Source organism: Kribbella sp. NPDC055071, from assembly GCF_053608045.1.
Genome location: NZ_JBSGUS010000001.1, coordinates 490,931 through 517,133, shown reverse-complemented (window position 1 = coordinate 517,133; position 26,203 = coordinate 490,931). Strand labels below are relative to the sequence as shown.

Here is a 26,203-nt window from a genome sequence, read left to right as displayed (position 1 = left end):
CGGCTGCACACTGAGGGCATGAGTCCGCATCTGCTGGTGGTCGACGACGAGCCGAACATTGTCGAGCTGCTCTCCGCGAGCCTGCGGTTCGCCGGGTACGACGTGACCACGGCGACCCACGGCACCGAGGCGCTGCGCAAGGCCCGTGAGGTGGAGCCCGACCTCGTCGTCCTCGACGTGATGATGCCCGGCCTCGACGGCTTCGAGGTGGTCCGGCGGCTGCGTGGTGAGGACCGGCACGTGCCGGTGCTGTTCCTCACCGCCCGCGACGCGGTGGAGGACAAGGTCCTCGGGCTGCACACCGGCGGAGACGACTACGTCACCAAGCCGTTCAGCCTGGACGAGCTGGTCGCCCGGGTGCGGGCACTGCTGCGCCGGTCGGGTCACCGTGAGCAGACCACGACGGAGGCCGCCGTACTGAAGTATGCGGATCTGGAGCTGAACGAGGACAGCTACGAGGTCTTCAAGTCCGGCCAGGCGGTCCAGCTCTCGCTGACCGAGTTCAAGCTGCTGCGCTGCCTGCTGGAGAACGCGGAGCGGGTGATGTCGAAGGGGCAGATCCTGTCGGCGGTGTGGAACTACGACTTCGCCGGCGACGCGGGCGTGGTCGAGTCGTACATGTCCTACCTGCGCCGTAAGGTCGACACCGGCGACCAGAAGCTGCTCCACACGGTCCGTGGGGTCGGCTACGTACTGCGCACCCCGCGAGGCCCCAACTGATACAGCATCCCCACCGGCGGTTCGCCGACCGGTACCCGCTCCGCGTCACGATCGTCGTCGTCCTGCTGACGCTGGTAGCGCTCGCGCTCGGTGCCTCCGGAGTGCTCGCCACGACGACCATGCGCGGCTACCTGATCGACCGCGTCGACGAACAACTCCAGCAGACGGCGAGCCAGCTGCAGCACATTCCGCTCAACCGGCGGCCACAACCACCGCAGCAGCAAGGCCCCAACGGGCAGGGTCCTAGGCAGCTGCCGAGTCAATTCGTCGTCCAGTTCAACGACTCCGAGGGGGCCAGCGACGACGGTCCGTTCGGAGCCCGGCTGTCCGAGAGCACCGATCCGCTGCCGAAGCTGCCTGTGCTCAATCTCAACCAGGTTCGAGCGCTGAACGGTCGGCCGTTCGAGGTCGACGCCGTCTCCGGCGGGGCTACCTGGCGTGTGGTCGCCGTACCCCTCGACAAGGGGAACGCCTCGGTCATGGTGGCGCAGAGCCTCAAGGACATGGACCGCACGATCCAGCGGCTGGTCGGGATCCAGGCGGCGGCCGGGGTGATCCTGCTGATCCTGCTGGCCGGCCTCGGGACCTACGTCGTACGGCGGAGTCTGCGCGGCCTCGAGGATGTGGAACACACGGCCGTCGCGATCGCCGGTGGGGACCTGAGCCGGCGCGTGCCGCAGCGGGATCCACGCACCGAGGTGGGTCGGTTGTCGCTGGCGCTGAACCAGATGCTCGGGCAGATCGAAACGGCGTTCGCACAACGAACCGCGTCGGAGCTGGCGGCCCGCCGTTCCGAAGACATCGCCCGGCAGTCGGAAGAGGCGGCGCGTGTGTCCGAGGAGCGGATGCGCCGGTTCGTCGCGGACGCGTCGCACGAGCTGCGTACGCCGTTGACCTCGATTCGCGGGTTCGCCGAGCTGACCCGGCAGCGGGGTGATGGCGGCGACGCGGACACGATGCGGCGGATCGAGGACGAGGCCAAGCGGATGGGTCTCCTCGTCGACGACCTGTTGCTGCTGGCCCGGCTCGACCAGCAGCGACCGCTCCGGATGGAGCCGGTCGACCTGTTGCCGATCGCGGCCGATGCCTTGCACAACGCGCAGGCGATGCAGCGCGAACGCAACATCTCGCTGCAGATCCTGCCGGACTCCGAGGCTCCCGTGGTCGAGGGCGACGAGACCCGGCTGCGCCAGGTTCTCGGCAATCTGATCAGCAATGCGCTCAACCACACGCCGATCGACGCGCCGATCGTGGTGTCGGTGGGGACTCGCGACGGTGACGCCGTACTGGAGGTCAGCGACTCGGGACCTGGGCTGAGCGACGAGCAGAAGGCTCGCGTGTTCGAGCGGTTCTATCGCGCCGACTCGGCCCGGGCCCGCGCGACCGGCGGCTCCGGGCTCGGGCTGTCGATCGTCGCGGCCCTGGTCGCCGCGCACCGTGGCCGAGTCACCGTGACCGACAACGCCCCGCACGGCGCGATCTTCACCGTGCTGCTGCCACTACCCCCGCGATAGGGCCGGGAAGACGCGGTTCGCGGTCTCGCCGTGCTCAAGGACCTGGGAGGCCGGGCCAAGAATCTTCGGATCCGGAGAACCGACGAGCTCGACGTCCTTGTTGGTGTAGTCGTACAGGCTGAGCACGTGCCGCATCGCCTCGAGCCGGGCGCGCTTCTTGTCGTTGCTCTTCACCACGGTCCAGGGCGCGTACGAGGTGTCCGTGTAGTGGAACATCGCTTCCTTCGCCTCGGTGTAGGCGTCCCACTTGTCCAGCGACGCGAGGTCGGTCGGCGACAGCTTCCACTGCCGCACCGGGTCGATCTGCCGGATCGTGAAGCGGGTCTGCTGCTCGGCCTGCGACACCGAGAACCACAGCTTGACCAGCGAGATCCCCGACCTGACCAGCATCCGCTCGAACTCCGGCGCCTGCCGCATGAACTCCTCGTACTGGTCCTGCGTGCAGAACCCCATCACCCGCTCGACACAGGCCCGGTTGTACCAGGACCGGTCGAACAGCGTCATCTCCCCTGCGGCCGGGAGGTGCGAGATATAGCGCTGGAAGTACCACTGGGACTGCTCGCGGTCGGTCGGCTTCTCGAGCGCGACGATGCTCGCGCCGCGCGGGTTCAGGTGCTCCATGAACCGCTTGATCGTGCCGCCCTTGCCGGCCGCGTCGCGTCCCTCGAAGACGACCACCATCTTCTGGCCCGACCGCTTCACCCAGTACTGCAGCTTGAGCAGCTCGATCTGCAACAGCCGCTTGTCCCGGTCGTAGACCTCGCGCGCCAGGCGCTCGCCGTACGGATAGCCCTCACGCCACGTGTCCACCGGCGTACCGTCCGCACGCAACAGCACCGGATCGTCGTCCTCTTCGTCCAGGACACGGAAACCGAGCTCATCGACGAGATTAGGGGTGCTCATGAGAGCCAACCTTCTGCCTCGTCGGTGACAAACAGGTGAACAGCTCTAGGATCGGCCGAATGATCGAAGAGGGCGAAGAGATTCCGCTGGCCGGTGGGGACGTGACCGAGGGTCTGGTCCGGGTCGGTGACACGGTACGGCGGCCGCCTGGTGAGCGCGACGAGCTCGTGCGGGATCTGCTGCGGTACCTCGAATCGGTGGGCTTCACGGGTGCGCCACGGTTCCTCGGGGTGGATTCGGCGGGGCGGCAGGCGCTCAGCTATATCGAGGGTGAGGTTGCGGGGCGGCCGCGGCCCGCGTGGATCGCCGACGAGGATCGGTTGGTGTCGGTTGCGGAGCTGGTTCGCGCGTACCACCAGGCTGTCGAAGGCTTCGGCATCCCGACCGACCTGCCGGCACCGATCGTGGTGCCTGGACTGCCGGATCTGATGGATCCGCCGGAACTCGTCGGGCACCAGGACATCACGCCGGAGAACGTGGTCTTCCGCGACGGCCGCGCGTACGCCCTGATCGACTTCGACCTGGCCCGGCCGGTCAGCCGGGCCCGTGAGCTCGTCAACCTGATGTTGTGGTGGGCGCCGTTCGGCGCGGACGAAGACCTCGACGCGGGCGTACGCGGTCTGGATCGCCCGCATCGGTGCCGCCTGATCGCCGACGCCTACGGGTTGGCCGAGCAGGACCGGCGGCGGTTGATGCAGTTGTCGATCGGGCTGAACGAACAGGCGTGGCACCTGATGAAGTACCGCGCCGAGACCTTCGGCGGTGGCTGGCAACGGATGTGGAGCGAGGGCGTCGGCGACACCATCAAGCACCGCCAGATCTGGCTCGAACAGAACGCCGACGTCCTCACCAAGGCCATGCTCGACTGAGCCGCGCCTGGCCTTGCCGCTGCTTACACTCGTCGCATGCCCGATCGCGTCGAGGAGACCAAGGCAGCCATCGACAAGGCTGACATCCAGAGCCCCGACGGCGCGCCGCCCGAGGAGACTCCCCGCGGCCGAGGCGGACGCGCAATCCGCTCCATCGCCCCCGAACGCGACCAAGGCCTCGAGGCGAGCGCTCCCGGCAGCCGAGACGCACACATCCGCCGGCCGCCGGGTGACGAAGTCGAGACCGACACCGCACCCGACGACCCGAAGCTGAAGGACGGCCAGGAGGCCCTCGATCTGGCCACCTCCCCTGGCGGCACCAAGCGGACTCGCGGACGTGCTCTGGGCCGCGGCCCCACCGGCCGCTCCCCACGCGGCCGCGGCCCCTCGACCCCAAGCAAAGGCTGAGCGGATCCCAGCCACTCATCAACACCGACTCTGCACCGCCCAGTCCGGCGCTTGAGCGTGGACACAGTCTCAACGACCCGGTTGCTGAGTGCCGCCGGTCCGCTACCGGCCGCCGAGTGAGCGGTTCTGCAGGCCATCACAATCCATGGTTTCGGTGGAGGCCAGGCGCAACTCTGCCACTGGACGGCGATTGTGATGGCCTGCAGAACCGGGTGCGGATGTCCTGCGCGTCCGGGGTACCGCGCCGGACAGGCACCCGGCTGCCTCTTTGTTGTTCAGTGGGTGATGGCTACCTCGGTGCCCGTTTTGGCGGACTCGTAGATTGCGGTGAGCATTCGAGCCATTTCGAGGCCTTGGTCGGCGGTGGCGTCGGCGGGGATCTCGCGGCGGCAGATCTGGAGGAAGTGGTCGATCTGGTTGGCGAAGCCGACGGTGAAGTCGAAGCCGAGGGAATCGATCTGGGGCTGGACGTGGAGCAGCGTGTCGTGTCGCTCGGTGATCATCAGCAGCTCGGGCTCGATCTCCGCGCCGCCCTTGGTGCCGTGGATCTTCACGCTGGTCGAGTTCCGGGCGTGCAGCGAGTACGACGTGTCCACGTCGAGGACCGCCCCGCCCTCGAAGCGGATCTGCGCGGTCGCGTAGTCCTCGACGTTGTTGACCCGCGTCTCCGAGATCGCCCGGTACCGCGACAGGTGCTGGATGTTGTCCCGGGCACCAAGATGCGAGAACGTCGCCCCCGACGCCGACACCGCGACGGGCTTGCCCATCAGATACCAACACAGGTCGATGATGTGCACACCCAGGTCGATCAGCGGCCCGCCACCGGAGATGTCGACATCACCGAACCACCCACCGGGATTCCCGGCGGCACGGATGATCGTCGCCCGCGCGGCGTAGATGTCACCGAACTCGCCCTCGTCCAGGAAACGCTTCGTGACCAGAGCATTCGGGGCAAAGCGTCGTACATAGCCGATCTGTAGCGCCTGGCCCGTCTCCTGGGTCGCGCGGACCAGCGCCTCAGCCTCGTCGACCGTCACGGACATCGGCTTCTCGACCAGCACATCCTTGCCGGCTCGCAGCGCGGCTTCGGCGATCTTGGCGTGCAGCAGGTTCGGCACGCAGATGCTGACGGCGTCGACGTTCGCGTCGGAGAGGATCTCCTCGACGACATCAGTCGCCTTCGGTACGCCGAACTCGTCGGCGCGCGCCTTCGCCCGGGTCCGGTCGATGTCGCACACGGCGACCAGCTCGGCCTGCGGGTTCTTCTGGTACGAGATCAGGTGCTGGGTCGCGATGGCACCCACACCGATGACAGCAATTCGGGTCGTCATGTCAGGCAGCTCCAGCCAGTCGGAGGATGTTGTTGAGCGAGCGCTCGATCGCGTCCGGAGTCGACTCCAGACCCTCGAACTCGAGACTCACCGGTACGTCGGGCTTGGTACCGACCACCGCGAGCAGTCCCGCGAGGTCGAGATCGCCGTGTCCGGAGATCGTGCCGAGCAGATACTCACCGGCCAGTGTCTTCAGCCAGCCGTCGCCCGCCGAACGGCGGATGTGGAAGTCCTTCACGCCGACCGACGCGGCGACATCGATCAGGCTTGCGGCGGTCCGCCCCGGCACCTCACCGACGCAGAGTCCGTTGCCGAGGTCGAGGGTCACCTTGAAGTTCGGGCGGTCGACGGCGTGCACGAGCCGCGCGACGCGCTCGCTGCCGTTCATGAAGAAGCCGTGGTTCTCGACCGTGGAGACGATGCCCAGTTCGGCGGCGTAGTCCGCGACCGCACGGCAGCCTTCCACGACCTTCTCGAACGTCGACTCGAGCTCCCCCGGGTTCTCCTCACGCCACGACCACGGCGCGACGTCGTGCCGGAAGATCTTCGCACCGAACGCGTTCGCGACGTCCAACTGCCGGCGAAGCCGGTCGATCTCCTTCTCCTCCGCGGCCCGCAGGTCACCGCTGACCAGATAGTTGATGATCGGTACGCCGACCTCGGCCGAGTGCTCGGCCGCGGCGCGGACGACATCCGGGTTCTCCAGATACTCACCGCCGTCCATGCCGGCGACCTCGATGTGGCCGGCCGGCGAGGCCGCGACCCAGTCGAGGACGCCGATCAGGTCCATTTCACCGCTCGTCATGAGCGAGCGGAAGCAGTACGTGCTGACTCCGAGCTTCACTTGGTGGTCCTCTCCACAGGGGTGGTAATCCAGCTCCACGGACTGGGGTAGTCGTGGACGCCGTAGATGTCAGAACCGAACCGGTCGAACGCCGTGCCGACCGCCCCGAGCACCACTGCCTCACGGCCTAGCGCCGACGAGACGAACGGCGGACGCTCGGGGAAGACCATCTCCTTCTCGACCGCGGCCTCGAGCGGACGCAGCAGTACGTCGCTCTCCGGCGGGAGCCCACCCCGCACGACCACGATCTCCGGATCGACGACCAGCAGCACGGTGGCGATGCGTGCGGCGATCTGCGCACAGAAGTCCTCGATCTCCGCCTGGGCATCCGCGTCGCCGGCGGCCGCCGCCCGCAGGACAGCCTCACCGGTCGAATGCGAGGTCCACGCCAGCTGACCGCGCTGCGCGTTCCGGGTCCATCGCATCCCCCGCTGGGCTCCGAGCTCGCCGGCCAGACGATGCCGTCCCTGCCGGATCACGCCGTTCAGGACGATCGAGACCGACAGCCGGTGGCCGATCTGGAGGTAGACGACATCGGAGTATCCGCGGCCGGCACCGCCGCGTTGCTCGGCGAGTGCGGCCAGCTTGATGTCGTTGTCAACGGCAACGAGGCGGCCCAGGTCCGCCGCCACCAGCTCCGCGATCGGGCGGCCGACCAGCTCGGGCAGCGCGAGACTCGCCCGAAGCCGCCCGTCCGTCTCGATCACACCGGGCAGCGCCACGCCGATCGCCCGAAGCCGCTCGAGGTCGATCCCGCTCTCCGCCGCCACGGTCCGGACCGCGCGGGAGATCGCGGAGACGTCACCGCGCCGGCCCGGTGTCAGTTCGGTGTAGGCGAGTCGGCGGCCGGAGAGATCACAGATGACGGCCCTCGCCCCACGTGGGCCCAGATCCACTCCGGCCACCAACCCAACCTCCCGGGCGAACCGGAAGGCTCGTGCGGGCCGCCCCGGCCCGCCCGTCGATGGGCCGGTCGGCACCACCAGGCCGAGCTCGACGAGATCGTCGAGTACGGCGTGCACGGTGGGTCGGGACAGTCCGGTGTGCTCGCTGATGGCGCCGACCGTCTGCGCCTCGTCCGTGTCCGCGAGGAACCGCAGACACGCACCCTGGTTCGCCGACCGCTCCGCCTGTGCGGCTCCACGCGCTGTGTCCATCGCCCCAACCCGTTATGCAACCGGCTTTAATAAAGACCGTAGCAGAACGGATCGGCGGGTGGCAACGGATTCGATCAGCGCTGCAGGATGGTCCGTTCGACCACGGTCCAGGTGGTTGTCGTGAGCAGGTAGAGACCCGCTGCGAGCGGCACGAACGCGACGGTCAGGATCGTGCCGTACGGCAGAAGCTGAGCAAGCCGGCGGGACAACGTCGACGCCGACGCGTCTAGTTGGCGCAGCTGCAGCCGGGCCGAGAACCACGCCACGACCGCCAGGAGAACCGCAACCACGATGAACGCCGACGTACCGGCGAAGACCGGCCAGTGCACACCGAGTGGCGCACCGAGCAGGCTCCCGCTGATCAACTGGTTCGACTCCCCCGCCACCACCGAGCGGGAGAAGAGCGTGTACATCAACCAGAAGAACGGCAACTGCGCGAGCAACGGCAGGAATCCGGCGAACAGCGTCGTACCGGACTCCGACTGCAGTTTCGCCACCTCGCGCTGCAACCGCTCCGGATCACCCTTGTGGCGATCGGTGAGCTGCTTCAGTTGCGGCATCAGCTCCGCGCGGGCACGCAGACCCCGCTGAGCGCGCACGCTCAGCGGGACAAGACACAGGCGTACGACGAGAGTGCACAGCACGATCGCGATCACCGCGGCGTAGGCGCCCGCGAGCGGTTGGAGGGTTGAGACGAGGGACGTGAGCAAGTGATAGGCACCGGCGACCGGTGCCTCCAGGAAAGAAGGCACAGCACAACTCCACGAGTCAGAAGGAAAAGGTAGCGAGGTGGAGCGCTACTGTCCTGGTGCTCGTGGTCGGGGGCGGCCGGCGAGGTCGGGATCCCGGAGGGCGAGGTAAGCCGTGCGGCGCGCGTTGGCACGATTGGCGCTGACGCGCGCCGGGATCGGCGAGGCGAGCGGCCGCCGCGCGGCAGTGCCGGCGACGACGAGCGCCAGCAACACGAGGGCCGCCGCCGTGAACACGGCGGCGGCCAACGAGGGAGTGCTGAGGACAGGCAGCACCAGCGCGAGTACGCCGGCGACTGCCTGACCCATCGTCATCAGTCCAGGTAGTCCCGGAGGACCTGGGAGCGGGACGGGTGACGGAGCTTCGACATCGTCTTGGACTCGATCTGGCGGATCCGCTCGCGGGTCACGCCGTACACCTTGCCGATCTCGTCCAGCGTTTTCGGCTGACCGTCGGTCAGACCGAACCGCATCGAGACCACCCCGGCCTCGCGCTCGGACAGCGTGTCGAGAACGGCGTGCAGCTGCTCCTGGAGCAGCGTGAACGACACCGCCTCGGCCGGCACGATCGCCTCGGAGTCCTCGATCAGGTCGCCGAACTCGGAGTCGCCGTCCTCACCGAGCGGAGTGTGCAGCGAGATCGGCTCACGGCCGTACTTCTGCACCTCGATGACCTTCTCCGGGGTCATGTCGAGCTCCTTGGCGAGCTCTTCCGGAGTCGGTTCGCGACCGAGGTCCTGCAGCATCTGCCGCTGCACGCGGGCCAGCTTGTTGATGACCTCGACCATGTGGACCGGGATACGGATCGTCCGGGCCTGGTCGGCCATCGCGCGGGTGATCGCCTGCCGGATCCACCAGGTCGCGTACGTCGAGAACTTGTAGCCCTTGGTGTAGTCGAACTTCTCCACCGCGCGGATCAGACCGAGGTTGCCCTCCTGGATCAGGTCCAGGAACAGCATGCCGCGGCCGGTGTAGCGCTTGGCCAGCGAGACGACGAGTCGCAGGTTCGCCTCGAGGAGGTGGTTCTTGGCGCGGCGGCCGTCCTCGGAGATCCACTCGTACTCGTCGCGGACCTTCTCCTTGAGCTTGGCGGCCTCGTCGCCCATCTGCTCCTCGGCGAACAGGCCGGCCTCGATCCGCTTGGCGAGCTCGACCTCCTGCTCGGCGTTCAGCAGGGGGACCTTGCCGATCTGCTTCAGGTAGTCCTTGACCGGGTCGGCGGTGGCACCGGCGACCATCACCTGCTGCTCGGGCTCGTCGGTCTCGTCGGCCTCGGAGACGACGAAGCCCTCGTCCTCGGTGAGCTCCTTCTCCAGCGGCTTGACCGCGTCCGGGCTGAAGTCCGCCTCGTCCACGTCGTCCAGCGCGCGCGGCTTGCCGGTCTTCGGATCGATCGCCAGACCCGCCTCGGTGACAGCTGTGCCGGCGGCGGCCTTCTTCGCCGGAGCCTTCTTGGCGGCGGCCTTCTTCGCGGGGATACCGTCCTCCTTGGTGCCGGCGGGCTTCGCCGCGGCCTTCTTCACGGCCGCCTTCTTGGCGGCGGCGTCGGTCACGCGGGCGCTGGTCCTCGGAGCCGTGCTGCGGGCAGTGGCGGCCACTGCCCGGGCTGACTCGGCGGGAAGATTCTCGGACGAGCTGGACGACACGAATTACCTCTCGTCTGACGCAGGGTTTGTACGGCGGTACGACGTTGCGGTGGAGCTGGTGGTGCCTTCAGAATTGCCACGTTTGCTGCACAGTTGCTACAAGCCTAGTTCGGGTGTCGCGAGTCTTTGGGTACGACAGTCGGTCGCAGCTCGCTGGTCAGGCGGCGGCAACACTACATTGTAATCCGCGGACCAAGCCCTCGCGTCGCGCGACCCCCCGATCAGTACCTGTTCGGGTCCTGCAACGACGCACTCAGGCCTCTACCGGGCGGGGATTCCCGCCCGGTAGAGGCCTGATCACGTCAGTGTGCGTCGGTTGTCCTCACCCGTTGCGGGTCTGCCGCAGCGGCCGGGCCACCACGCGCTGCCGGACCAGCTGTTGTTCTTGTTTGAACTGTCGCACCTTCACCAGCGATGCCACATCGATCACGTCCGCCACGGACTTGTACGCGCCGTCCTCGCCGTACGGCTCGGACGCCTCACGCCAGCCGCGCGGACGAACCTTGAGTTGCTTGCCGAGCAGCGCGACGAAAATCTTCGCCTTCTGCGCGCCGAACCCCGGCAGGGCCGACAGCCTGGCCAGCAGGTCGTCCCCGGACTTCACATCGGACCACAGGCCCGAAGCGTTACCGCCGTACTCCTCGTCCAGGTGCTTGGCCAGCGTCTGGATCCGGGCGGCCATCGCGGTCGGGAAGCGGTGCACGGCCGGCGGGCCGGCCACCACCTCGACGAACGCGTCGGGGTCGTAGTGCGCGACGGTGGCCGGGTCGAACGGTCCGTCCATCCGTTGCGCGATCGAGACCGGGCCCGCGAAGGCGCGCTCCATCGGGATCTGCTGATCCAGCAACATCCCGACCAGCAGGGCGAACGGATCCCTGCTGAGCATGTCGTCGGCGTCGGGCTGCTGTGCGAGGCACAGCTTCTTGCTGCGTGTCGAAGTCACCTCAGTCCTCCCCTTCTTCGGCTTTCACAGCCAGCACGGGACACGGCGCATCGAGCAGCACCCGCTGGGCGTTGCTGCCGAGGATGAGTTTGCCGACCGGTGAGCGGCGCCTCAGGCCGATCACGATGAACTCCGCGTGCACCTGCTCGGCGACGGCCACCAGGTCCTCCGCCGGGTCGAGTCCACGCACCAGTTGCCGCACCTCGTACGGCACACCGGTCGAGTCGAGCTGCTCCCGTACTTCCATCAGTGCGGCGTCGCTCGCCGCGGCTTCGTCGCTGTCGAAGCTACGACCGCCCCGATGCGAGTTGACCACCACCAACTTGGCGTCTCGAAGCGTCGCTTCTTCCGCCGCCCGCCGAAGGGCCGCACGGCCCTCCGCCTTCGGCACGTAACCCACGACGATGGTCGTCATCGCCCTGCCTCACCTCCGGGTGTCGTGTCGACCCGTTCCGAACGATACTGCTCCCGACCGTGGTCGGCATCCGCTGCATTTACACCTGTTGTGTCGCGGCGGTGACGGTCAGCTGATCTCGCGCGGTGCCCCAGTACTACCCGCGACAGAACTGTCTAACCTTCCGGTGCGCACACCTTTGCAGGGCTGTCACCCAACGCGCCACCCCTGTAGTCCGGGTCGTTATCGAACTCGTCCACCCAGTTGCCTTGGGCAAGGTCACCCTTAGTACGCACGGTTCCGTCGGAGGGACCTCGGTTCCGCGCCGGGTGTCCATCGTTGTCGCGCAATGACGAACCGGTTCAGTCGATCGGCCACTCGTGCACAGGGGTGTTCTCGTGCATGTGATCGCGATAGCGGCCGAGCATTCCGCGCAGCGCGTCGCGCCGTCCGTGCGATCCCTTTGTATACAGTCGATGAAACTCGTCGGCCTGCCATGACGCACCGTTGCGGCCCGTCAGGCACCGCTGCTCGATGATGCCGAGCAGCCGATCACTGACCGCGGTGTCGACGCCCCACGCGTCGAGTCCGCGAGATGCCAACGGCAGAAGGCGTCTCAGCACCAACTCGGTGGCGCGAGCCGTCCCGACACCCGGCCAGAACACCTCGGCGTCGATCCCGCTCCGGGCCGCTTCGTGGAAGTTCTCCTCGGCGGCGCTGAACGACATCTGCGACCAGATCGGCCGTTCGTCGTCGGCGAGCGCACGCACCAGCCCGAAGTAGAAAGCACCGTTCGCGATCGTGTCGACGACCGTCGGCCCGGCCGGCAGGACGCGGTTCTCGACGCGCAGATGCGGCTTCTCCCGGACAACGTCGTACACGGGCCGGTTCCAGCGATAGATCGTCCCGTTGTGCAAGCGCAATTCCGAAAGGGCTGGCGTGTCTCCACGATCGAGGACGGCGATCGGATCCTCGTCCGACGTCACCGGGAGCAACGCCGGGTAGTAGCGCGAGTTCTCCTCGAAGAGGTCGAAGATCGAGGTGATCCATCGTTCACCGAACCAAACCCGCGGCCGCACACCTTGCGTCTTCAGCTCGTGTGTCCGGGTATCGGCGGCCTGCTCGAACAACGCGATCCGCGTCTCGCGCAGTAACTCCTTGCCGAACAGGAACGGCGAGTTCGCACCGACCGCGAGTTGTACGCCGGAGATCGCCTGCGCAGCGTTCCAGTACCGCGGGAACGCGTCCGGTGTGACCTGGAGATGGAACTGCGTCGACGTACACGCCGCCTCCGGCACGATCGAGTCCGCGGTCACCTGCAACCGCTCGATCCCGTCGATGGAGATCTGCACGTCTTCGCCGCGCGCCGCGAAGATCTGATCGTTGAGCAAGGCATAGCGCGGATTCGTGCTGAGTGCCTCGCGATGGATGTGCTCGGTCAGCAGCGTCGGCAGGATGCCGATCACGACCATCGACGAACCGGTCCGGGCCGCTTTCTCCTCGGCCTCGTTCAGGCTGTCGCGGATGTTGGACTCCATCGTGTCCAGCCCGATGCCGTCGATCTGGCCGGGCGGCACGTTGATCTCGATGTTGAACTGGCCGAGCTCGGTCTGGAACGCGTCGTCCTCGATCGCGCTCAGCACCTCGGAGTTCTTGAACGCCGGGTCGTTCCGCTCGTCGACCAGGTTCAGCTCGATCTCGATCCCCGTCATCGGCCGGTCGGGGGCGAACCGGGCCTCGCGCAACATGCGCGCGAAGGCATCCAGATTGCGATGGACCTGATTGCGGAACGCGGTCCGGTCCGCCCGGGTGAACTCGACCCGGTCGACTTCCTCACCCATTGCGCCTCCCCTAGGTGGCTACCTGGACCTCAGTGTGCCTGAAGGTGCCCGCGGATGTGATGCGCAATCGCGTGGTGGAATCAGACCGAGCAAAATCAGACGGGGTAGACGATGAAGTGATCTCGGCCGATCCGTACCGGCTCCTCCCCTGCTGCTTCGAGGACCTCGGCGAGTTCGGTGAGTACGGCGGGCTCGAGCCTCAACGCGTGTTCACCCGGATGCTTGTCGGCGCCCATCTCGTAATCGCGGCCGGGCTCGTTGGTCAGTTCGATGTGCGCGCCGAGGATGTCGTCGATCGGATTGCCCGCGGCAACGAATGCGGCCAGCCGCCGCGCGCTCGCCCGGAACGCCGCCCAGTCGAAGACATACAACCGGCCCGGGTACAGCGAGTCCCCGCTGAACAGCACCCGCGACGCCCGGTCGTAGACGGCGATGTGAGACGCGTGGTGCCCGGGGATCGGGACGATGTCGAGCACCCGATCACCCAGGTCGAGCTGGACCACGTCGTTCGGCCAGTCCGCGATCCCGAAGTACGCCGCGACCTCCTCCGCCGACCGGCCGACGACCTGGTCGAACTCGGCATCGCCGCCGACGTGGTCGTTGTGGCCGTGGGTGTGCGCGACGATCAACTCCTGACCGGTCAGCAGGCTCTCCACGACCGGCCGCAGCTTGGCGTGACCCGTGCCGGTGTCGAGCAGCAAGGCACGCTCGGAGCCGAGCAGCAGATAGATGAAGGGGCCTTCGAAGTTCGTCCGGAGCGACTGCCGGATGATCGCGGTGCGTTCGTCGTACCAGTGGACCTGGTGCTCGGGGCTCGTCGGGTCGGTGCCGTCGTCCCACTGCTCGGGAAAGCTCATGCGGGAATTGTCGGTGCTACCGGCGAGACTGGCTACGTGCGTGGAGAGCCGTCGGTGCTGCATGTCGATCTGGACGCGTTCTTCGCGGCCGTCGAGCAGCGGGACAAGCCGTCGCTGCGGGGCAAGCCCGTGGTGGTCGGTGGTGTCGGCCTCCGCGGCGTGGTGTCGACCGCGTCGTACGAGGCCCGCAAGTACGGCGTCCGGTCCGCGATGTCGACGGCGGAAGCGCGTTCGCGGTGTCCGCACGCGGCGTACCTGGGTCCGCGGTTCGAGGTGTACCGGCAGTCGAGCCGGGCGGTGATGGCCGAGATGCGCGCGCTGTCGCCGTTGGTGGAGCCGCTGTCGCTGGACGAGGCGTTCATCGATCTGGCCGCCGCCGGGCTGACCGGTCTCACCGATGACGACGTCCGGGCGATCGCACAGGATTTGAAGGAGTCGATCCACAAGGCCAGCGGTGGGTTGACCGCGTCGGTCGGCGCGGGGACGTCCAAGCTGATCGCGAAGATCGCGAGTGATCTCGACAAGCCCGACGGCGTGGTCGTCGTACCGGCCGGGACCGAGGCCGAGTTCCTCGCGCCGATGCAGGTGACGGTGATCCCCGGCGTCGGTCCGGCGACGGCTCAGCGGTTGAGCATGGCCGGCGTTCGCACGGTCGGGGACCTCCAGCAGCTCGACGAGGACGAGCTGATCCGTCAGGTCGGATCCGCCCACGGCACGAGCCTGCACCGCCTCGCGGTCGCGGCCGACGACCGACCGGTGGTGAGCGATCGCGAGACGAAGTCGGTCAGCGTCGAGGACACCTTCGAGACCGACATCATCGACCGCTCGTTGCTGTCCGCGATCGGTGACCGGATGGCTCATCGCGTCTCCGAGCGTCTCCAGAAGGCACAGCTGTCGGGCCGGACCGTCACGGTCAAGACCCGGATGCACGACTTCACCACCCACACCCGCTCGTCCACACTGGCCGGCCCGACCGACGACGCCCGGGTGATCGCCCGCGTCGCGCGCCGGCTCCTCGACGACAGCGAGGTCGGCGGCGGGATCCGGTTGCTCGGCGTAGGCGTCTCGTCACTCGCCGACTGGATCCAGGACGACCTCTTCACCGAGAGCGAGCACGCCGAGGCAACGGTCGAGGTGGTCGAGCTGCCCGAACGCGCACGCGACCTGACCGGCTACTACCCGGGCCAGGATGTCGCTCACCCCGACTACGGCCACGGCTGGGTCTGGGGCTCCGGCCGCGGCCGGGTGACGGTCCGATTCGAGACCGCGCAGACCCCGCCCGGGCCGGTTCGCACGTTCGCCGTCGACGACCCGCTGCTGACAAAAGTGCAGATGTCGGCGGTGGAAGAAGACGATGAGCCGGAAAAAGACCACAATGGGGAAAATGAATGAGGAACGGCGGGGGGTCTACCCGTTCTGTGCTCGATGTACTGCGTCCTCCGAGGCGTGGCGCGCGGCCGGGTCGGCCGGGCCGATGGGGAGTCGCTTCTACGGGCATCGCGATGTCTGCCAGGACTGTGGGTCCTCGGTGCGCACGCTCTACAGCACGATCCTGTGGCTGCCGGTGTCGAAGGTCGGCCGGTTCCGGATCATCCCGACCGGGGGCCGCAGCTTCATCGGCCGGAAGGTGACCGATCAGCCGGTGGACTCCGTCGTACGGCGAGAGCCGGTGTCGGCGCTGGCCCGTCACCCGGAGCTCGACGGCGATCCGGCGTACCGGCAGGCCGAGGCGTTGTGGGCCGAGAGCGAGCCCGGGCAGGCGCTGCCGTTCTACCAGTCGACGCTGATCGAGCGGGAGAAGGTGCTGGCCGCGGACGATCCGGCGACGCTGCGGATCAGGCTGCGGGTTGCCCAGGGGCTCCTGGCCACCGGGAACTACGGGCGGGCGCTCGCATGGTTCGAGCTGCTGACGCCTCAGCTGGTGGAGGTGTTCGGGCCGAGCCACGACTTGGTGCGGAGCGCCACCGAGGCGGCCACGGGCGCGCGGTTGATGGTCGGCGGTCCGCGGTCGGAGGCGCAGCTCCTGACCGACATCGTTGCTGTCGACGCCGAGAGCTTCGACCGCCAGGATCCCCAACTGCTCCGGGACCGTGCCGCTCTGGGCCGCGCACTCCTGGCCTGCGGAGACATCACCGCAGCTTTGGAGGCGCTCACCCGGACGGTCGCCGACGCGATCCCGGATCACCCAGACACCGCGGTCTACCGCGCTGCCCTCCTGGACGCGTGCCGGGTCGCCGAGGCCCGCGGCAAGAAGCGCGATCTCCAAGCAGCCGAGTCCGCCCGCCGACTCCTCGCCCCGACCTGAGCGGATCTCCCTCGGGTGCAAGCGGTCCCGGCCGATGTCCGGTCCTTGTGTCGTCTGCGCGGGTTCATCCGTACGACTTCCGAACCGCCCGCACCAGGCAGGCTGGGGGACGAATCCCGCTACCTGGACAGATCCGGCCATACGTCGAGATCTCGCCGATCGAGCATCGAGTCGTGGATCGTGGTGAACGACACGCCCGACGGTCGCGACATAATCCACGACTCGAATATCCCGGCACGAACCAATCGCCACGACTCAACAACCCATCCCCACCAGCCCACCCCACCCCGCCCACCCCGCCCACCCCACCCCGGCCACCCCACCCCGGCCACCCCGCCCCCGCACCGCCGGCCCGATTTCCTGGGTAGCCCACTCAAATTCGTGGGTCCGCCACTGATATCGGGGGTTCCACACCCGTATTCAGGGTCCGCAACCCCCGATTTCATGGGCCAACCCATGAAATCGGGGCAGCTCGCCCGCCGAGGGCGGCAACACGGCGGTGACCGATCGAACCCACACCCGTCACAAAGAGCCGGATATCCGGCGGGTCGGTGGGTACTGGGCCGGCGGAGCTGTTCGGGCGAGGAGAGGAACGAGGATGCCGAAGATTCTGCCGGCGGCGGGCGGCGACGTCGTGGAGATCATCCTGGCGGACCACCGGTGGTTCGAGGAGGCGTTGCGGGAGTTGCGCGACGTCCGGAGCGACCGGCCGGCCGTGCTCGCGGATCTCGCCACGGTCCTGATCGCGCATGCCGAGGCCGAGGAGTCCAAGGTGTACCCGAGCCTGCGCAAGCGCGACGCGATCGACGCCGAGGAGGTCGAGCACTCCGAGCACGAGCACGACGAGGGGAACGAGGCGCTGCTCGCGCTGATGGAGGTCGAGGACACCGGCAGCGAGGAGTTCAGCGACAAGCTGCACGAGCTGTCCGAGGCGCTGTCCCACCACCTCGACGAGGAAGAGCGGGACGTCCTCAACCCGGCCCGGACCGACATCACCGAAGAGGTTCGCCGCAGTCTCGGCGACGCCTTCGCCGAGGAGCGTGCCCGCCTGATCGACTCCGGCTGCGGCGACATCGCCAATGTCCGCAAGATCGTGGCCAACGCCGGCTGACGACCTACAACGCGAGCGTCAGCCCTTCCTCGGCGGCGATGACTTCACCGTCGAACTCCTGCTGCGCCTCCGCGACCGACACGGAACGATCAGACCCCGGCCAGAAGTGCGTCAGCAGCAGGCGCCGAGCGCCACGCGCACCCCGGCCGGCCTCACCCGCGGTCATCACGTAGCGAGGCGTGGTCTGCGGCGACGGTCCTTGGAGGGTGGCGTCGGAGATGAACAGATCGGTGCCCTCGGCAAGCTTCGGCAGGTCCGGAGACGGTCCGCTGTCACCGGTGTAGGCAATGCTCACCCCAGGCGCCGACAGCCGCAGACCCAGGTTGGTCTGGTAGTGCGGCAACTCCACGATCTCCACCGCGAACGGACCGAGCCGAGTGGTCGTCGCAAGCTCCTGTACGGCGAACACACTCGCCGGATCCGGCTCAGGTTCAAGCGCCCGCAGTACGTCGAGAACCCCTGGCGCGCAATGCAACGGGATGGGCGCAGCGTCCCGGGCCTCGTAGTACCTGACGCGTGCCAACCCGCTCACATCAACACAGTGATCCGGATGCTGATGCGTCACGACGATCGCGTCGACCTCAGCCGAGGGCGTGTGCTCCAGCAGTCGCGGCAGAGCGGCGTACCCAAGATCGAGCACCACCCGGAACCCGTCGTACTCGAGCAGGAAGCCTGCGCACGCGCGACCCGCTTCGGGCCACGCACCGCAAGAGCCGAGGACCGTGAGCCGTCTCACCGGGCCATCGCGAAGGGCTGGTCGGTGGGGACGATGTCTTTGCCGAGGGGGAAGAGCGAGATCGGGATCAGCTTGAAGTTGGCGATGCCGAGGGGGATGCCGATGATCGTCAGGCAGAGCGCGATCCCGGTGGTCAGGTGCCCGAGTGCCAGCCACCAGCCGGCGAAGATCACCCAGATGATGTTGCCGAGGACGGCTCCGGCGCCGGCGCTGCGCTTGTCGACGATGGTCCGGCCGAACGGCCACAGCGTGTACCCGGCGATCCGGAACGACGCGATCCCGAACGGGATCGTCACAATCAGCAGACAGCAGATCAGCCCGGCGATCGCGTAGCCGACCGCGAGCCAGAAACCGGCCAGCACCAGCCAGATCAGGTTCAGAAGCGTCCTCATGCCTCCCAGCCTGCCACCTGACGGGTGTGGGTCAGGACGAGTTCGGCGACAAGTCCGGGATCGTTCCGGGGCATCCAGTGGCCACCCCTGACCACCTCGACGGTGAGGTTCGGGGCCCACCGCGCCACATCGGTCTGCAGCGGCGTCGTGACGAACGCGTCGCCGTCAGGAGAAACAGCAAGAACCGGTACGTCGGTACGCCGCCGAGCCGGCCGGACGAGTCGGGAAACCACGTTGGCGCGATAGAGATTCAGCCCGTTGAGGTAGTCGCCGAGTGATCGCTCGCCCGGACCGGACTCCACTCCCCCGGCAGCCCGTTCCAGTCGACCGAACAAGCGGTGCGCCCAACCCTTCCGCCAACCAAGCTCGGGCAACCACGGCACGTGAAAGTAGAAGATGTACCAAGAGTGCAGCAACTGCTTGGCCGCTGCAGCGTTGCGCTTGCGCAGGAAGTAGCCCGCGTGATCCAGCGACGGACCCGAGATCGACACGAACGACTCGATCCGGCCTCGGGTGCTGTCGCTGGTGACGAAATGCCAGGCCTGGATCGAACCCCAGTCGTGCGCGAGCACATGCACCGGCCGATCCGGCGAGACCGCATCGAGCACCGCGAGGAAGTCCTCCTCGAGCCGATCCAGGTGGTACGCCGCTCGGCCGGTGGGCTGATCGGAGTCACCTGCACCGCGGACGTCGTACGCGATGATCCGGAAGTCCGACGCGAGGCGCTCCGCGACGGGCTTCCACAGGGACGCGTTGTCCGGGTAGCCGTGGACGCAGATGAGGACGGGCGCGTCCGGATCGCCGTACTCGTGCAGTGCGATCCGGGAGCCGTCGCGGCTAGTAGTCGTTCGTGCTGAGGGTGGCAAAGGTCATCCCCGCCCTGATCAGGCGCTCGCGGAGCGCGGGGCCCATGGCCGCGGCCGTGGTGGTGATGCCCGCGGTTGCCGGCAGGTCGTCGAGGGCCAGGGACAGTGCGCTCTCGCCGAGCATCTTGGCGGTCTCGTCGTACCCGGGATCGCCACCGGCGACCTCGGTGACCACCTGTTTGCCGCCGCCTCGACCGACGAAGCGGACCTTGAACCAGGACTTTGCCCGCCGCTCGGGGCTCGGACCGTCGCCCGGCTTCAGGCGGTTGAGCAGGGCGTTGCGCAGCGGCGGGATCTGCGCGGCCGTCGCCAGCAACCCGGCCGATCCGATGCCGCCGGCAGCCATCGGTAGACGCTTGAACGCGGCGAAATGCGAGTAGCTGAAGTCTGGGCCGTAGCTGTCGAGCAACCGGGACGAGTAGGCGACGATCTGCGGATCGATGGTCGGCAACGGTACGGCCCACAGGCCTTGCTCGTGATGGATCCGGCCCATGACCGCTCTGGCCCGGCGACCGTCCGGGCGAGGCTCCGCCTGTCGGCGGGCGCGGTGGGCATCGCGGTTCTGCTTCGGTCGGGAGAGCGCCGTCATCGCGGTCTGGAACGTGCCGCCCGACGGCTGGCCGGAGGCGCGAAGCAGGCCGTTAACGTGGATCGGGACGCGCTGCGGCAACTGCTCGACCGTGTACTGAACGCCGAGGTCGTACGGGATCGAGTCGAAGCCACAGGCGTGCACGATCCGCGCACCGCTATGGACCGCGCGCTCGTGGTACCGCACGTACATGCGATCGACGAACTCGGACTCGCCGGTCAGGTCGAGATAGTCCGTCCCCGCGTCGGCACAGGCGGCGACGAGCGCTTCGCCGTACTGCATGTACGGACCGACTGTCGTGACCACGACCCGCGTGGACTCGGCCAGGTCCCGCAGCGATTTCGGGTCGGTGACATCGGCGTACAGGACGTCCTTGCCGAGGCCTTCGAGCTTCTGTTTGTTGCGGCCGGCAACGGCCCAGCGGAGCTCGTCCGGTGCGTTCTTCGCCAGGTACTCCGCGGTGAGCGCGCCGGTGAAACCACTCGCCCCGAGCAGGACAACGTCGTACGCGCGGCTCACCGGCGTGCGGCCTTCGCCGCGTCGGCCTGGCCACCGGCACCGGATGCGCGCGAGGATTCGGCGGCGCCGCGGGCCTCGATGTCGGCCAGCGCGGCGCGGTCCGCCTTCGGGACGCTGAAGCGCGAACCGGCCTCGATCACGTGCGGGATCAACCAGCGGAACACCTTCATCACCCCGATCCAGCCGGGCACGTGCACCGTCCGCGAGCGCTTCTTGATGCCGTCCACGAACTTGTCCACCGCGAAGTCCAGCGGGTACACCTTGCTCGCCAGCGGGATACCCGTCCGCACCTTGCCGAAGACCGGGTGCTCGTCCACACCACGCACCATGTCGGTGTCGACGAAGGTCATGTGCGCGACGCCGACCCGCACCCCAAGGTGCTTCAGTTCGGGCCGCAGAGTGTCGCCCATCGCCTCCACTCCGGCCTTGGCGACGTTGTACGGCGCCAGCCCGGGGATGTGCACGATCGCCGCCAGCGACGAGACCAGCAGCAGGTAGCCCTTGCTCTCCAACAGATACGGCAAGGTGAGGTGGACGGTGCGCCAGACTCCCAGCAGGTCGACCTCGAGGACGCGCTCCCAGACGTTCGGGTCCATGCTTCGGCTGAAGCCGGGTGCGGCGATACCGGCGTTGGCCATCACGACGTCGATCCGGCCGTACCGCTCGACCACAGCCTCCACCGCCGTCCGCAGCGACTCGGTGTCGGTGACGTCGGCCTCCCACCAGCCGGCGTCCGGGCCGCAGTCCTCCGCGACCTGCTTCAGTTCGTCCGGCTCCAGCCCGATCAGCGCGAGCTGCGCGCCGTCCTGGGCGAGCTTGCGGGCGACCGCGGCCCCGATCCCCCGGGACGCGCCGGTGATGAGAACGACTTGACCGGGCATCGGGCGCATCTGGACCTCCAGCTTGTTGAGTGGACACTCAACAGTAAGTGCTTCTTGACCGTTTACTCAATAGACTGGCCCGCATGACCCAAGCCCCGTCCGCCCGGCTGCGGCCCGACGAACGCCGTACGCAGATCCTGGCGGCGGCGCGGCGGGTGCTGCTCGACGACCCGCACCGCGAGCTGACCGTCGAGCTCGTCGCGGCCGAGGCCGGCGTCTCCCCCGCGCTGCTGTTCCACTACTTCGGCTCGAAGAAGAAGTTCCAGTACGCCGTCATCGAAGAGGCCGCCGCGGAGGTCATGCTGCGCACGGCTCCCGATCCCTCGCTGCCACCCGCGGAGCGGCTGCGCTCCGGCATCCGCGCGTTCGTCCGCGCCGTACTCGAAGCACCGCAGCTCTACCGGGCGACGCTGCTGATGTCGGCCGCCGGCGATCCCGAGGTCCGCGCGCTGCACTCCGAGATCCGGCAGGTCTTCAGCCAGTGGGTGATCGGCGCCATCGCCGAGCGCGGAGTCACGGTCACACCGACTGTCGAGCTCGCCTGTCACGGCTGGCAGGGGTACGTCGAACAGACGCTGCTCACCTGGATCGAGAATCCGACCATCTCCCCCGAGGCCCTCGAACACCTCTGCGACCAGTCCCTCGACGCCATCCTCACCACGACGGACTAGCCTCACCACCGGCTAAGCCATGAAGGCCCGGAGGGATTGCATGCTCAGCACGGCCAGCTGATCGGTGGCGTCCGGGCCGAGCGCGGTGCGCAGCTCAGCATCCAAGGCATTGAGGATGGCCCGGCAGCGATCGAGCAGCTCCTGACCAGAGGCGGTCACCTTGAGGTCGGCCGTCCGGCCGCGACCCGGCGCGGTGAGGCGCTCGACCGCCCCTAGCTCCTGAAGCTGCCGCAGGGTCGACTGCATGCTCTGGGTCGTGATGCGGTCGCGTCGCGCGAGCTCGCTGTACGAAAGACCCGGATTGTGGGCCAGGTGACCCAATGCCGAGAAGTGCCGCATCGACAGACCTTGCCGGCGCAGCTCGGCCTCGGTCCGGTCGCGGAACTGACGGCCCAGCATCATCACCAGCAGCGCCGGACTGATCGGCGGGCTCTCGTCCATCCGCCCATCATCGCAGGTTTCAGGTTGGCTGATACTTGAGTTACAGTCTGCCTGAAACTCATCCTGCGAGGAGTGCGATGAACAAGTTCCTGCTCAGCGTCCACGTGCTGGCCGCCATCATCTGCATCGGCCCGGTGACCGTCGCCGCGAGCATGTTTGCGCCGATCGCCCGGCGGGCGCTGGCCGCTGAGGCGCCGGATGCCTCGGTCCTCACCGTGCTGCACCGGATCAGCCTCGTCTACGCGATCGCCGGACTCGCGGTCCCGGTCTTCGGCTTCGCGGTCGCCGGTGGTCTGGGCGTGATGGGTGACACCTGGCTGATCATCTCGATCGTGCTCACGCTCATCGCCGGTGCTGTGCTCGCGTTCGTCGTGTTGCCGACGCAGTCGCGGGTGCTCGCGGCGGTCGGCGCGGCTCCCGACGTACGCGCGGCGGTGCTCCCGAAGGCGAAGGCGTTGTCGATGACCACGGGCATCTTCGCGCTGCTGTGGGCGGTGGTCGTCGTGCTGATGATCGTGCGGCCGGGATCGACCACCGGGGTCTGAGGATAGGGTTCTCGGGTGCTGACGGTTGCCACGGTGAACGTGAATGGGATCAGGGCCGCGTTCCGGCGCGGGATGGGGCCGTGGCTGGAGCGGACGGATCCGGATCTGCTGCTGATGCAGGAGGTTCGCGCGCCCGACGACGTACTGCGGGAGCACCTGGGCGGGGACTGGAACCTCGCGCACGCCGAGCCGTCGATCGACGGTCACAAAGGACGCGCCGGGGTTGCGGTCGCGAGTCGTCGGCCGATCAAGGACGAGCGGGGCGACATCGGCCCCGAGCGGTTCGCGGGCTGCGGACGGTGGGTCGAGGCGGACGTCGTACTGGATGACGGTACGACGTTGACCGCGATCAGCACGTACGTGTTCACCGGCGAGTTCGAGACGCCGCCGCGGCAAGAGGAGAAGTACGCGTTCCTCGACGCGATCACCGCCCGCCTGACCGAACTGCGCGCGGACGGCCGGCACGTCCTGCTGTGCGGCGACCTCAACATCGCCCACCGCGAGGAAGACCTCAAGGCGTGGAAGGCCAACCGGAAGAAGAGCGGCTTCCTGCCGGCGGAACGCGCCTGGATGGATCGCCTGTTCGAGAACGGCTGGACCGACCTCGGCCGTCGCTTCGGAGGTGACGGACCCGGCCCGTACTCGTGGTGGTCCTGGCGCGGCAAGGCCTTCGACAACGACGCCGGCTGGCGCATCGACTACCAGATCGCCTCCCCGGAGCTCACCGCCGCGGCCACCAGTTGCGTCGTCCACAGAGCTCCGACGTACGCCGAGCGCTGGAGCGACCACGCTCCGGTCGTCGCGACCTTCGAGGCGGCCTAGCCCGGCCCGTTGAACGTGATGGCCTTGAATCTCTCGGTCTGCTCGCGGATCCCGACCTCGGTCGGCAGGCGCTCGATCGACGAGGCGCCGAAGAATCCGACGATCCCGTCGGTGTGGTCCAGGATGTACTGCGCATCGGCCGGCTCGGCGATCGGGCCGCCGTGGCACAGGCACAGGATCTCCGGATTGACCCGCTTCGCGGCCTCCGCGAAGGCCTGAACCTTGGCGGCCGCCTCGTCCAGGGTCAGCGCGGTGCGGGCGCCGATCGTGCCGGCGGTGGTCAGGCCCATGTGCGGCACCAGGATGTCGGCCCCGGCCGCGGCCATCGCGGCCGCCTGCTCCTCGTCGAAGACGTACGGCGCGGTGAGCAGGTCCAGCTCGTGCGCGGTACGGATCAGGTCGACCTCCAGCCCGTAGCTCATTCCGGTCTCTTCCAGGTTGGCGCGGAAGACCCCGTCGATCAGTCCGACCGTCGGGAAGTTCTGCACACCGGCGAAGCCGATCTCCTTGACCTGCTTGAGGAAGTGCGGCATGACCCGGAAGGGATCGGTGCCGCAGACTCCGGCCAGCACCGGGGTGTGTTCGACCACCGGGAGGACCTCGCCGGCCATGTCCATCACGATGGCGTTCGCGTCGCCGTACGGCAGCAGGCCGGCCAGCGAACCCCGCCCAGCCATCCGGAACCGGCCGGAGTTGTAGATGATCAGCAGGTCGATACCGCCCGCCTCGGCGGACTTCGCGGTGATCCCGGTTCCCGCGCCGCCGCCGACGATCGGCCGGCCGGCGGCGACCCGGGCCCGGAATCGGTCGAGAATCTCTTGCCTGTCCATGCGCTCACCTCTCTCGTTCCCGGATGACTGCCCGCACCGATGCGCGGTTCAACGGCCGCCGAGCAAGCGGTGCAACGCGTCGGCCATCGCGGTGCCGAATCCGTGGTCATTGATGGCGAGGTCGTAGCTGCGCACAGCGACGGCGCTGCCCTCGAGACCCGACTCGAGTGCGGCGAACAGGGCCGCATCGGCCTCGGCGTCACGGAAGGGTGCTCCGTCGACGTCGATGGCGCTAACTCCGCGCCGAGGGATGAAGAGCTCGGTCGGACCAGTCGCGGCAGTGAGCTTGGCGGCGATACGCCGGCCGAGCTCGGCCATCTCCGTTGCGGTGGTGCGCATCAGAGTGACCGTAGGATTGTGCACCAAGAGGTTTCGATGCTCGAACTCGGCCGGAACCGTGTCCCGGGGCCCGAAGTTGACCATGTCGAGCGCGCCGAGGCTCACCACCTGCGGCAGTCCGAGCCGGCCCGCCGCCTCGAGCCGCTCCGGTCCGGCGCTCAGCACCCCGCCGACCAGGTCGTCGCAGAGTTCGGTGGTCGTCAGGTCACAGATGCCCGCTAGCATCCCGGACTCGGCAAGCTTCTCCATCGCGCGACCGCCGGCGCCGGTGCTGTGGAAGACGAGCACCTCGTATCCGAGTTCGGTCAGCCGCGCTCGCGCCTCGTCCCCGGCGGGCGTCGTGACCCCGAACATGCTCAGGCCGATCGATGCCCTGCGCTGCTCGGCAGACCCTTGCGCCCGCCGTTCGTAGGCACTCGCCATCGCGGCGATTCCGGCAGCGGCGTTGCCGAGGACTGCCTCGGAGACGGAATTGAGGCCCGCGATGTCGACGACGGAGTACATCAGGGTGACGTCGACCTCACCGACGTACGGGCTGACATCACCGCTGGCCATCGTCGAGACGAGGAGCTTCGGCAGCCCGACCGGCAGGGACTGCATCACCGTCGCCGCGATCGACGACCCGCCCGATCCACCGACCGCCAGCAGGCCGTGCACTCTACCTTCGGCGACCAGCCGTCGCAGGACGACCGCCGCTCCTGCCCCCATCACCGCCATCATCTCGCCACGGTCCCGGCGGTCGCGCAGGGCGTCGGCATCCGCGCCGGCCGAGGCGATCACCTCGTCGGAGGCGACGTCGACCGCGGCCTGCGTGGAGAAGGAACCGACATCCACCGTCAGTACGTCGACGCCGTGCCCGACGACCTGGTCCGCCAGCCATGCGTACTCCGCACCCTTGGTGTCGAAGGTGCCCAGCAGTGCCACGGTCGCCATTGACCTCACCCTTGATTTCGCGGATCGACGGAAATTCCCGGCCCGGT

At 68.1% G+C, this 26,203-nt stretch carries 29 protein-coding genes; 10 read left to right on the top strand and 19 right to left on the bottom strand.

Going from position 1 to position 26,203, the window contains the following annotated elements:
* Positions 1–18: 18 nt before the first annotated feature.
* Both ACWF4Z_RS02480 and ACWF4Z_RS02475 read left to right on the top strand, forming a co-directional pair.
* Positions 19–720, top strand: coding sequence for a response regulator transcription factor (locus tag ACWF4Z_RS02480; protein ID WP_452241128.1), 702 nt, complete (start codon positions 19–21; stop codon positions 718–720).
* A gap of 101 nt (positions 721–821) precedes the next feature.
* Positions 822–2,234: a sensor histidine kinase gene (locus ACWF4Z_RS02475; protein ID WP_452241127.1), complete on the top strand. Its 1,413-nt coding sequence runs from the start codon at positions 822–824 to the stop codon at positions 2,232–2,234.
* Here ACWF4Z_RS02475 and ppk2 read toward each other — a convergent pair.
* Positions 2,220–3,137: a polyphosphate kinase 2 gene (gene ppk2, locus ACWF4Z_RS02470; protein WP_452241126.1), complete on the bottom strand. Its 918-nt coding sequence runs from the start codon at positions 3,135–3,137 to the stop codon at positions 2,220–2,222. The two genes, ACWF4Z_RS02475 and ppk2, sit on opposite strands and share 15 nt — an antisense overlap.
* Before the next feature lie 59 nt (positions 3,138–3,196).
* Here ppk2 and ACWF4Z_RS02465 point away from each other — a divergent pair, with 59 nt between their 5' ends.
* Positions 3,197–4,006 (top strand): phosphotransferase, encoded by an 810-nt coding sequence (locus ACWF4Z_RS02465; protein WP_452241125.1) that lies wholly within the window; start codon positions 3,197–3,199, stop codon positions 4,004–4,006.
* Positions 4,007–4,042: 36 nt separating this feature from the next.
* Complete coding sequence (locus ACWF4Z_RS02460) at positions 4,043–4,414, top strand: hypothetical protein (RefSeq protein ID WP_452241124.1); 372 nt, start codon at positions 4,043–4,045, stop codon at positions 4,412–4,414.
* A 275-nt stretch (positions 4,415–4,689) separates the two neighbouring features.
* Here the strand turns inward: ACWF4Z_RS02460 and ACWF4Z_RS02455 are convergent, their stop codons facing one another.
* The 10 genes from ACWF4Z_RS02455 to ACWF4Z_RS02410 all read right to left on the bottom strand — a co-directional run bounded on the left by ACWF4Z_RS02455 (position 4,690) and on the right by ACWF4Z_RS02410 (position 14,176).
* Entirely contained in the window at positions 4,690–5,745 is a 1,056-nt protein-coding gene (locus ACWF4Z_RS02455; RefSeq protein ID WP_452241123.1) for a Gfo/Idh/MocA family protein, read from the bottom strand.
* A 1-nt stretch (position 5,746) separates the two neighbouring features.
* A complete protein-coding gene (locus ACWF4Z_RS02450; protein ID WP_452241122.1) occupies positions 5,747–6,589 on the bottom strand; it encodes a sugar phosphate isomerase/epimerase family protein in 843 nt (280 codons plus the stop codon).
* Entirely contained in the window at positions 6,586–7,746 is a 1,161-nt protein-coding gene (locus tag ACWF4Z_RS02445) for an ROK family transcriptional regulator (protein ID WP_452241121.1), read from the bottom strand. Before ACWF4Z_RS02445 ends, ACWF4Z_RS02450 begins: the two co-directional genes overlap by 4 nt.
* Positions 7,747–7,820: 74 nt before the next feature.
* Positions 7,821–8,498, bottom strand: coding sequence for a YidC/Oxa1 family membrane protein insertase (locus ACWF4Z_RS02440; RefSeq protein ID WP_452241120.1), 678 nt, complete (start codon positions 8,496–8,498; stop codon positions 7,821–7,823).
* Positions 8,499–8,543: 45 nt separating this feature from the next.
* Positions 8,544–8,804 carry a DUF6412 domain-containing protein gene (locus ACWF4Z_RS02435; RefSeq protein ID WP_452241119.1) on the bottom strand — a complete coding sequence of 87 codons (261 nt, stop codon included), beginning with the start codon at positions 8,802–8,804 and terminating at the stop codon, positions 8,544–8,546.
* Between the two features lie 5 nt (positions 8,805–8,809).
* On the bottom strand, positions 8,810–10,141 hold the full coding sequence (locus ACWF4Z_RS02430) for an RNA polymerase sigma factor (RefSeq protein WP_452241118.1): 1,332 nt from the start codon (positions 10,139–10,141) through the stop codon (positions 8,810–8,812).
* A gap of 322 nt (positions 10,142–10,463) precedes the next feature.
* The gene (locus ACWF4Z_RS02425) at positions 10,464–11,084 is read right to left on the bottom strand and encodes an HhH-GPD-type base excision DNA repair protein (protein WP_452241117.1); all 621 of its coding nucleotides are present in this window, start codon (positions 11,082–11,084) and stop codon (positions 10,464–10,466) included.
* A 1-nt stretch (position 11,085) separates the two neighbouring features.
* The gene (locus tag ACWF4Z_RS02420; protein ID WP_452241116.1) at positions 11,086–11,499 is read right to left on the bottom strand and encodes a universal stress protein; all 414 of its coding nucleotides are present in this window, start codon (positions 11,497–11,499) and stop codon (positions 11,086–11,088) included.
* 341 nt (positions 11,500–11,840) lie between these two features.
* Positions 11,841–13,319, bottom strand: a complete 1,479-nt coding sequence (locus ACWF4Z_RS02415) for a glutamate--cysteine ligase (RefSeq protein WP_452241115.1) — start codon at positions 13,317–13,319, stop codon at positions 11,841–11,843.
* A 95-nt stretch (positions 13,320–13,414) separates the two neighbouring features.
* Complete coding sequence (locus tag ACWF4Z_RS02410) at positions 13,415–14,176, bottom strand: MBL fold metallo-hydrolase (protein ID WP_452241114.1); 762 nt, start codon at positions 14,174–14,176, stop codon at positions 13,415–13,417.
* 36 nt (positions 14,177–14,212) lie between these two features.
* On the opposite strand from ACWF4Z_RS02410, the gene ACWF4Z_RS02405 reads away from it, so the two are divergent.
* From ACWF4Z_RS02405 to ACWF4Z_RS02395, 3 genes are all read left to right on the top strand, one after another.
* On the top strand, positions 14,213–15,568 hold the full coding sequence (locus ACWF4Z_RS02405) for a DNA polymerase IV (RefSeq protein WP_452241113.1): 1,356 nt from the start codon (positions 14,213–14,215) through the stop codon (positions 15,566–15,568).
* Positions 15,561–16,481 (top strand): hypothetical protein, encoded by a 921-nt coding sequence (locus tag ACWF4Z_RS02400; protein WP_452241112.1) that lies wholly within the window; start codon positions 15,561–15,563, stop codon positions 16,479–16,481. The genes ACWF4Z_RS02405 and ACWF4Z_RS02400 overlap by 8 nt, the downstream gene beginning before the upstream one ends.
* Before the next feature lie 598 nt (positions 16,482–17,079).
* On the top strand, positions 17,080–17,592 hold the full coding sequence (locus tag ACWF4Z_RS02395; RefSeq protein WP_452241111.1) for a hemerythrin domain-containing protein: 513 nt from the start codon (positions 17,080–17,082) through the stop codon (positions 17,590–17,592).
* 4 nt (positions 17,593–17,596) lie between these two features.
* On the opposite strand, the gene ACWF4Z_RS02390 is transcribed toward ACWF4Z_RS02395, so the two are convergent.
* The 5 genes from ACWF4Z_RS02390 to ACWF4Z_RS02370 are packed head-to-tail and all read right to left on the bottom strand — an operon-like array spanning position 17,597 to position 21,575.
* Positions 17,597–18,328, bottom strand: coding sequence for an MBL fold metallo-hydrolase (locus ACWF4Z_RS02390; RefSeq protein WP_452241110.1), 732 nt, complete (start codon positions 18,326–18,328; stop codon positions 17,597–17,599).
* On the bottom strand, positions 18,325–18,720 hold the full coding sequence (locus ACWF4Z_RS02385; RefSeq protein WP_452241109.1) for a YccF domain-containing protein: 396 nt from the start codon (positions 18,718–18,720) through the stop codon (positions 18,325–18,327). Before ACWF4Z_RS02385 ends, ACWF4Z_RS02390 begins: the two co-directional genes overlap by 4 nt.
* Complete coding sequence (locus ACWF4Z_RS02380) at positions 18,717–19,586, bottom strand: alpha/beta fold hydrolase (RefSeq protein ID WP_452241108.1); 870 nt, start codon at positions 19,584–19,586, stop codon at positions 18,717–18,719. The genes ACWF4Z_RS02385 and ACWF4Z_RS02380 overlap by 4 nt, the downstream gene beginning before the upstream one ends.
* Positions 19,558–20,694 carry a saccharopine dehydrogenase family protein gene (locus ACWF4Z_RS02375; protein WP_452241107.1) on the bottom strand — a complete coding sequence of 379 codons (1,137 nt, stop codon included), beginning with the start codon at positions 20,692–20,694 and terminating at the stop codon, positions 19,558–19,560. The genes ACWF4Z_RS02380 and ACWF4Z_RS02375 overlap by 29 nt, the downstream gene beginning before the upstream one ends.
* The gene (locus ACWF4Z_RS02370) at positions 20,691–21,575 is read right to left on the bottom strand and encodes an SDR family oxidoreductase (RefSeq protein WP_452241106.1); all 885 of its coding nucleotides are present in this window, start codon (positions 21,573–21,575) and stop codon (positions 20,691–20,693) included. Before ACWF4Z_RS02370 ends, ACWF4Z_RS02375 begins: the two co-directional genes overlap by 4 nt.
* Before the next feature lie 83 nt (positions 21,576–21,658).
* Between ACWF4Z_RS02370 and ACWF4Z_RS02365 the strand changes: the two genes are divergently transcribed.
* Positions 21,659–22,246, top strand: a complete 588-nt coding sequence (locus ACWF4Z_RS02365) for a TetR/AcrR family transcriptional regulator (RefSeq protein ID WP_452241105.1) — start codon at positions 21,659–21,661, stop codon at positions 22,244–22,246.
* A gap of 12 nt (positions 22,247–22,258) precedes the next feature.
* Here ACWF4Z_RS02365 and ACWF4Z_RS02360 read toward each other — a convergent pair whose 3' ends face one another.
* Positions 22,259–22,687, bottom strand: coding sequence for a MarR family winged helix-turn-helix transcriptional regulator (locus ACWF4Z_RS02360; RefSeq protein WP_452241104.1), 429 nt, complete (start codon positions 22,685–22,687; stop codon positions 22,259–22,261).
* Between the two features lie 77 nt (positions 22,688–22,764).
* On the opposite strand from ACWF4Z_RS02360, the gene ACWF4Z_RS02355 reads away from it, so the two are divergent.
* Entirely contained in the window at positions 22,765–23,232 is a 468-nt protein-coding gene (locus tag ACWF4Z_RS02355; RefSeq protein ID WP_452241103.1) for a DUF2269 family protein, read from the top strand.
* Positions 23,233–23,247: 15 nt separating this feature from the next.
* The gene (locus ACWF4Z_RS02350; RefSeq protein ID WP_452241102.1) at positions 23,248–24,054 is read left to right on the top strand and encodes an exodeoxyribonuclease III; all 807 of its coding nucleotides are present in this window, start codon (positions 23,248–23,250) and stop codon (positions 24,052–24,054) included.
* Here the strand turns inward: ACWF4Z_RS02350 and ACWF4Z_RS02345 are convergent.
* On the bottom strand, positions 24,051–24,884 hold the full coding sequence (locus tag ACWF4Z_RS02345; protein WP_452241101.1) for a phosphoenolpyruvate hydrolase family protein: 834 nt from the start codon (positions 24,882–24,884) through the stop codon (positions 24,051–24,053). The genes ACWF4Z_RS02350 and ACWF4Z_RS02345 overlap by 4 nt on opposite strands.
* Positions 24,885–24,932: 48 nt before the next feature.
* A complete protein-coding gene (locus ACWF4Z_RS02340; protein WP_452241100.1) occupies positions 24,933–26,156 on the bottom strand; it encodes a Tm-1-like ATP-binding domain-containing protein in 1,224 nt (407 codons plus the stop codon).
* Positions 26,157–26,203: the final 47 nt, after the last annotated feature.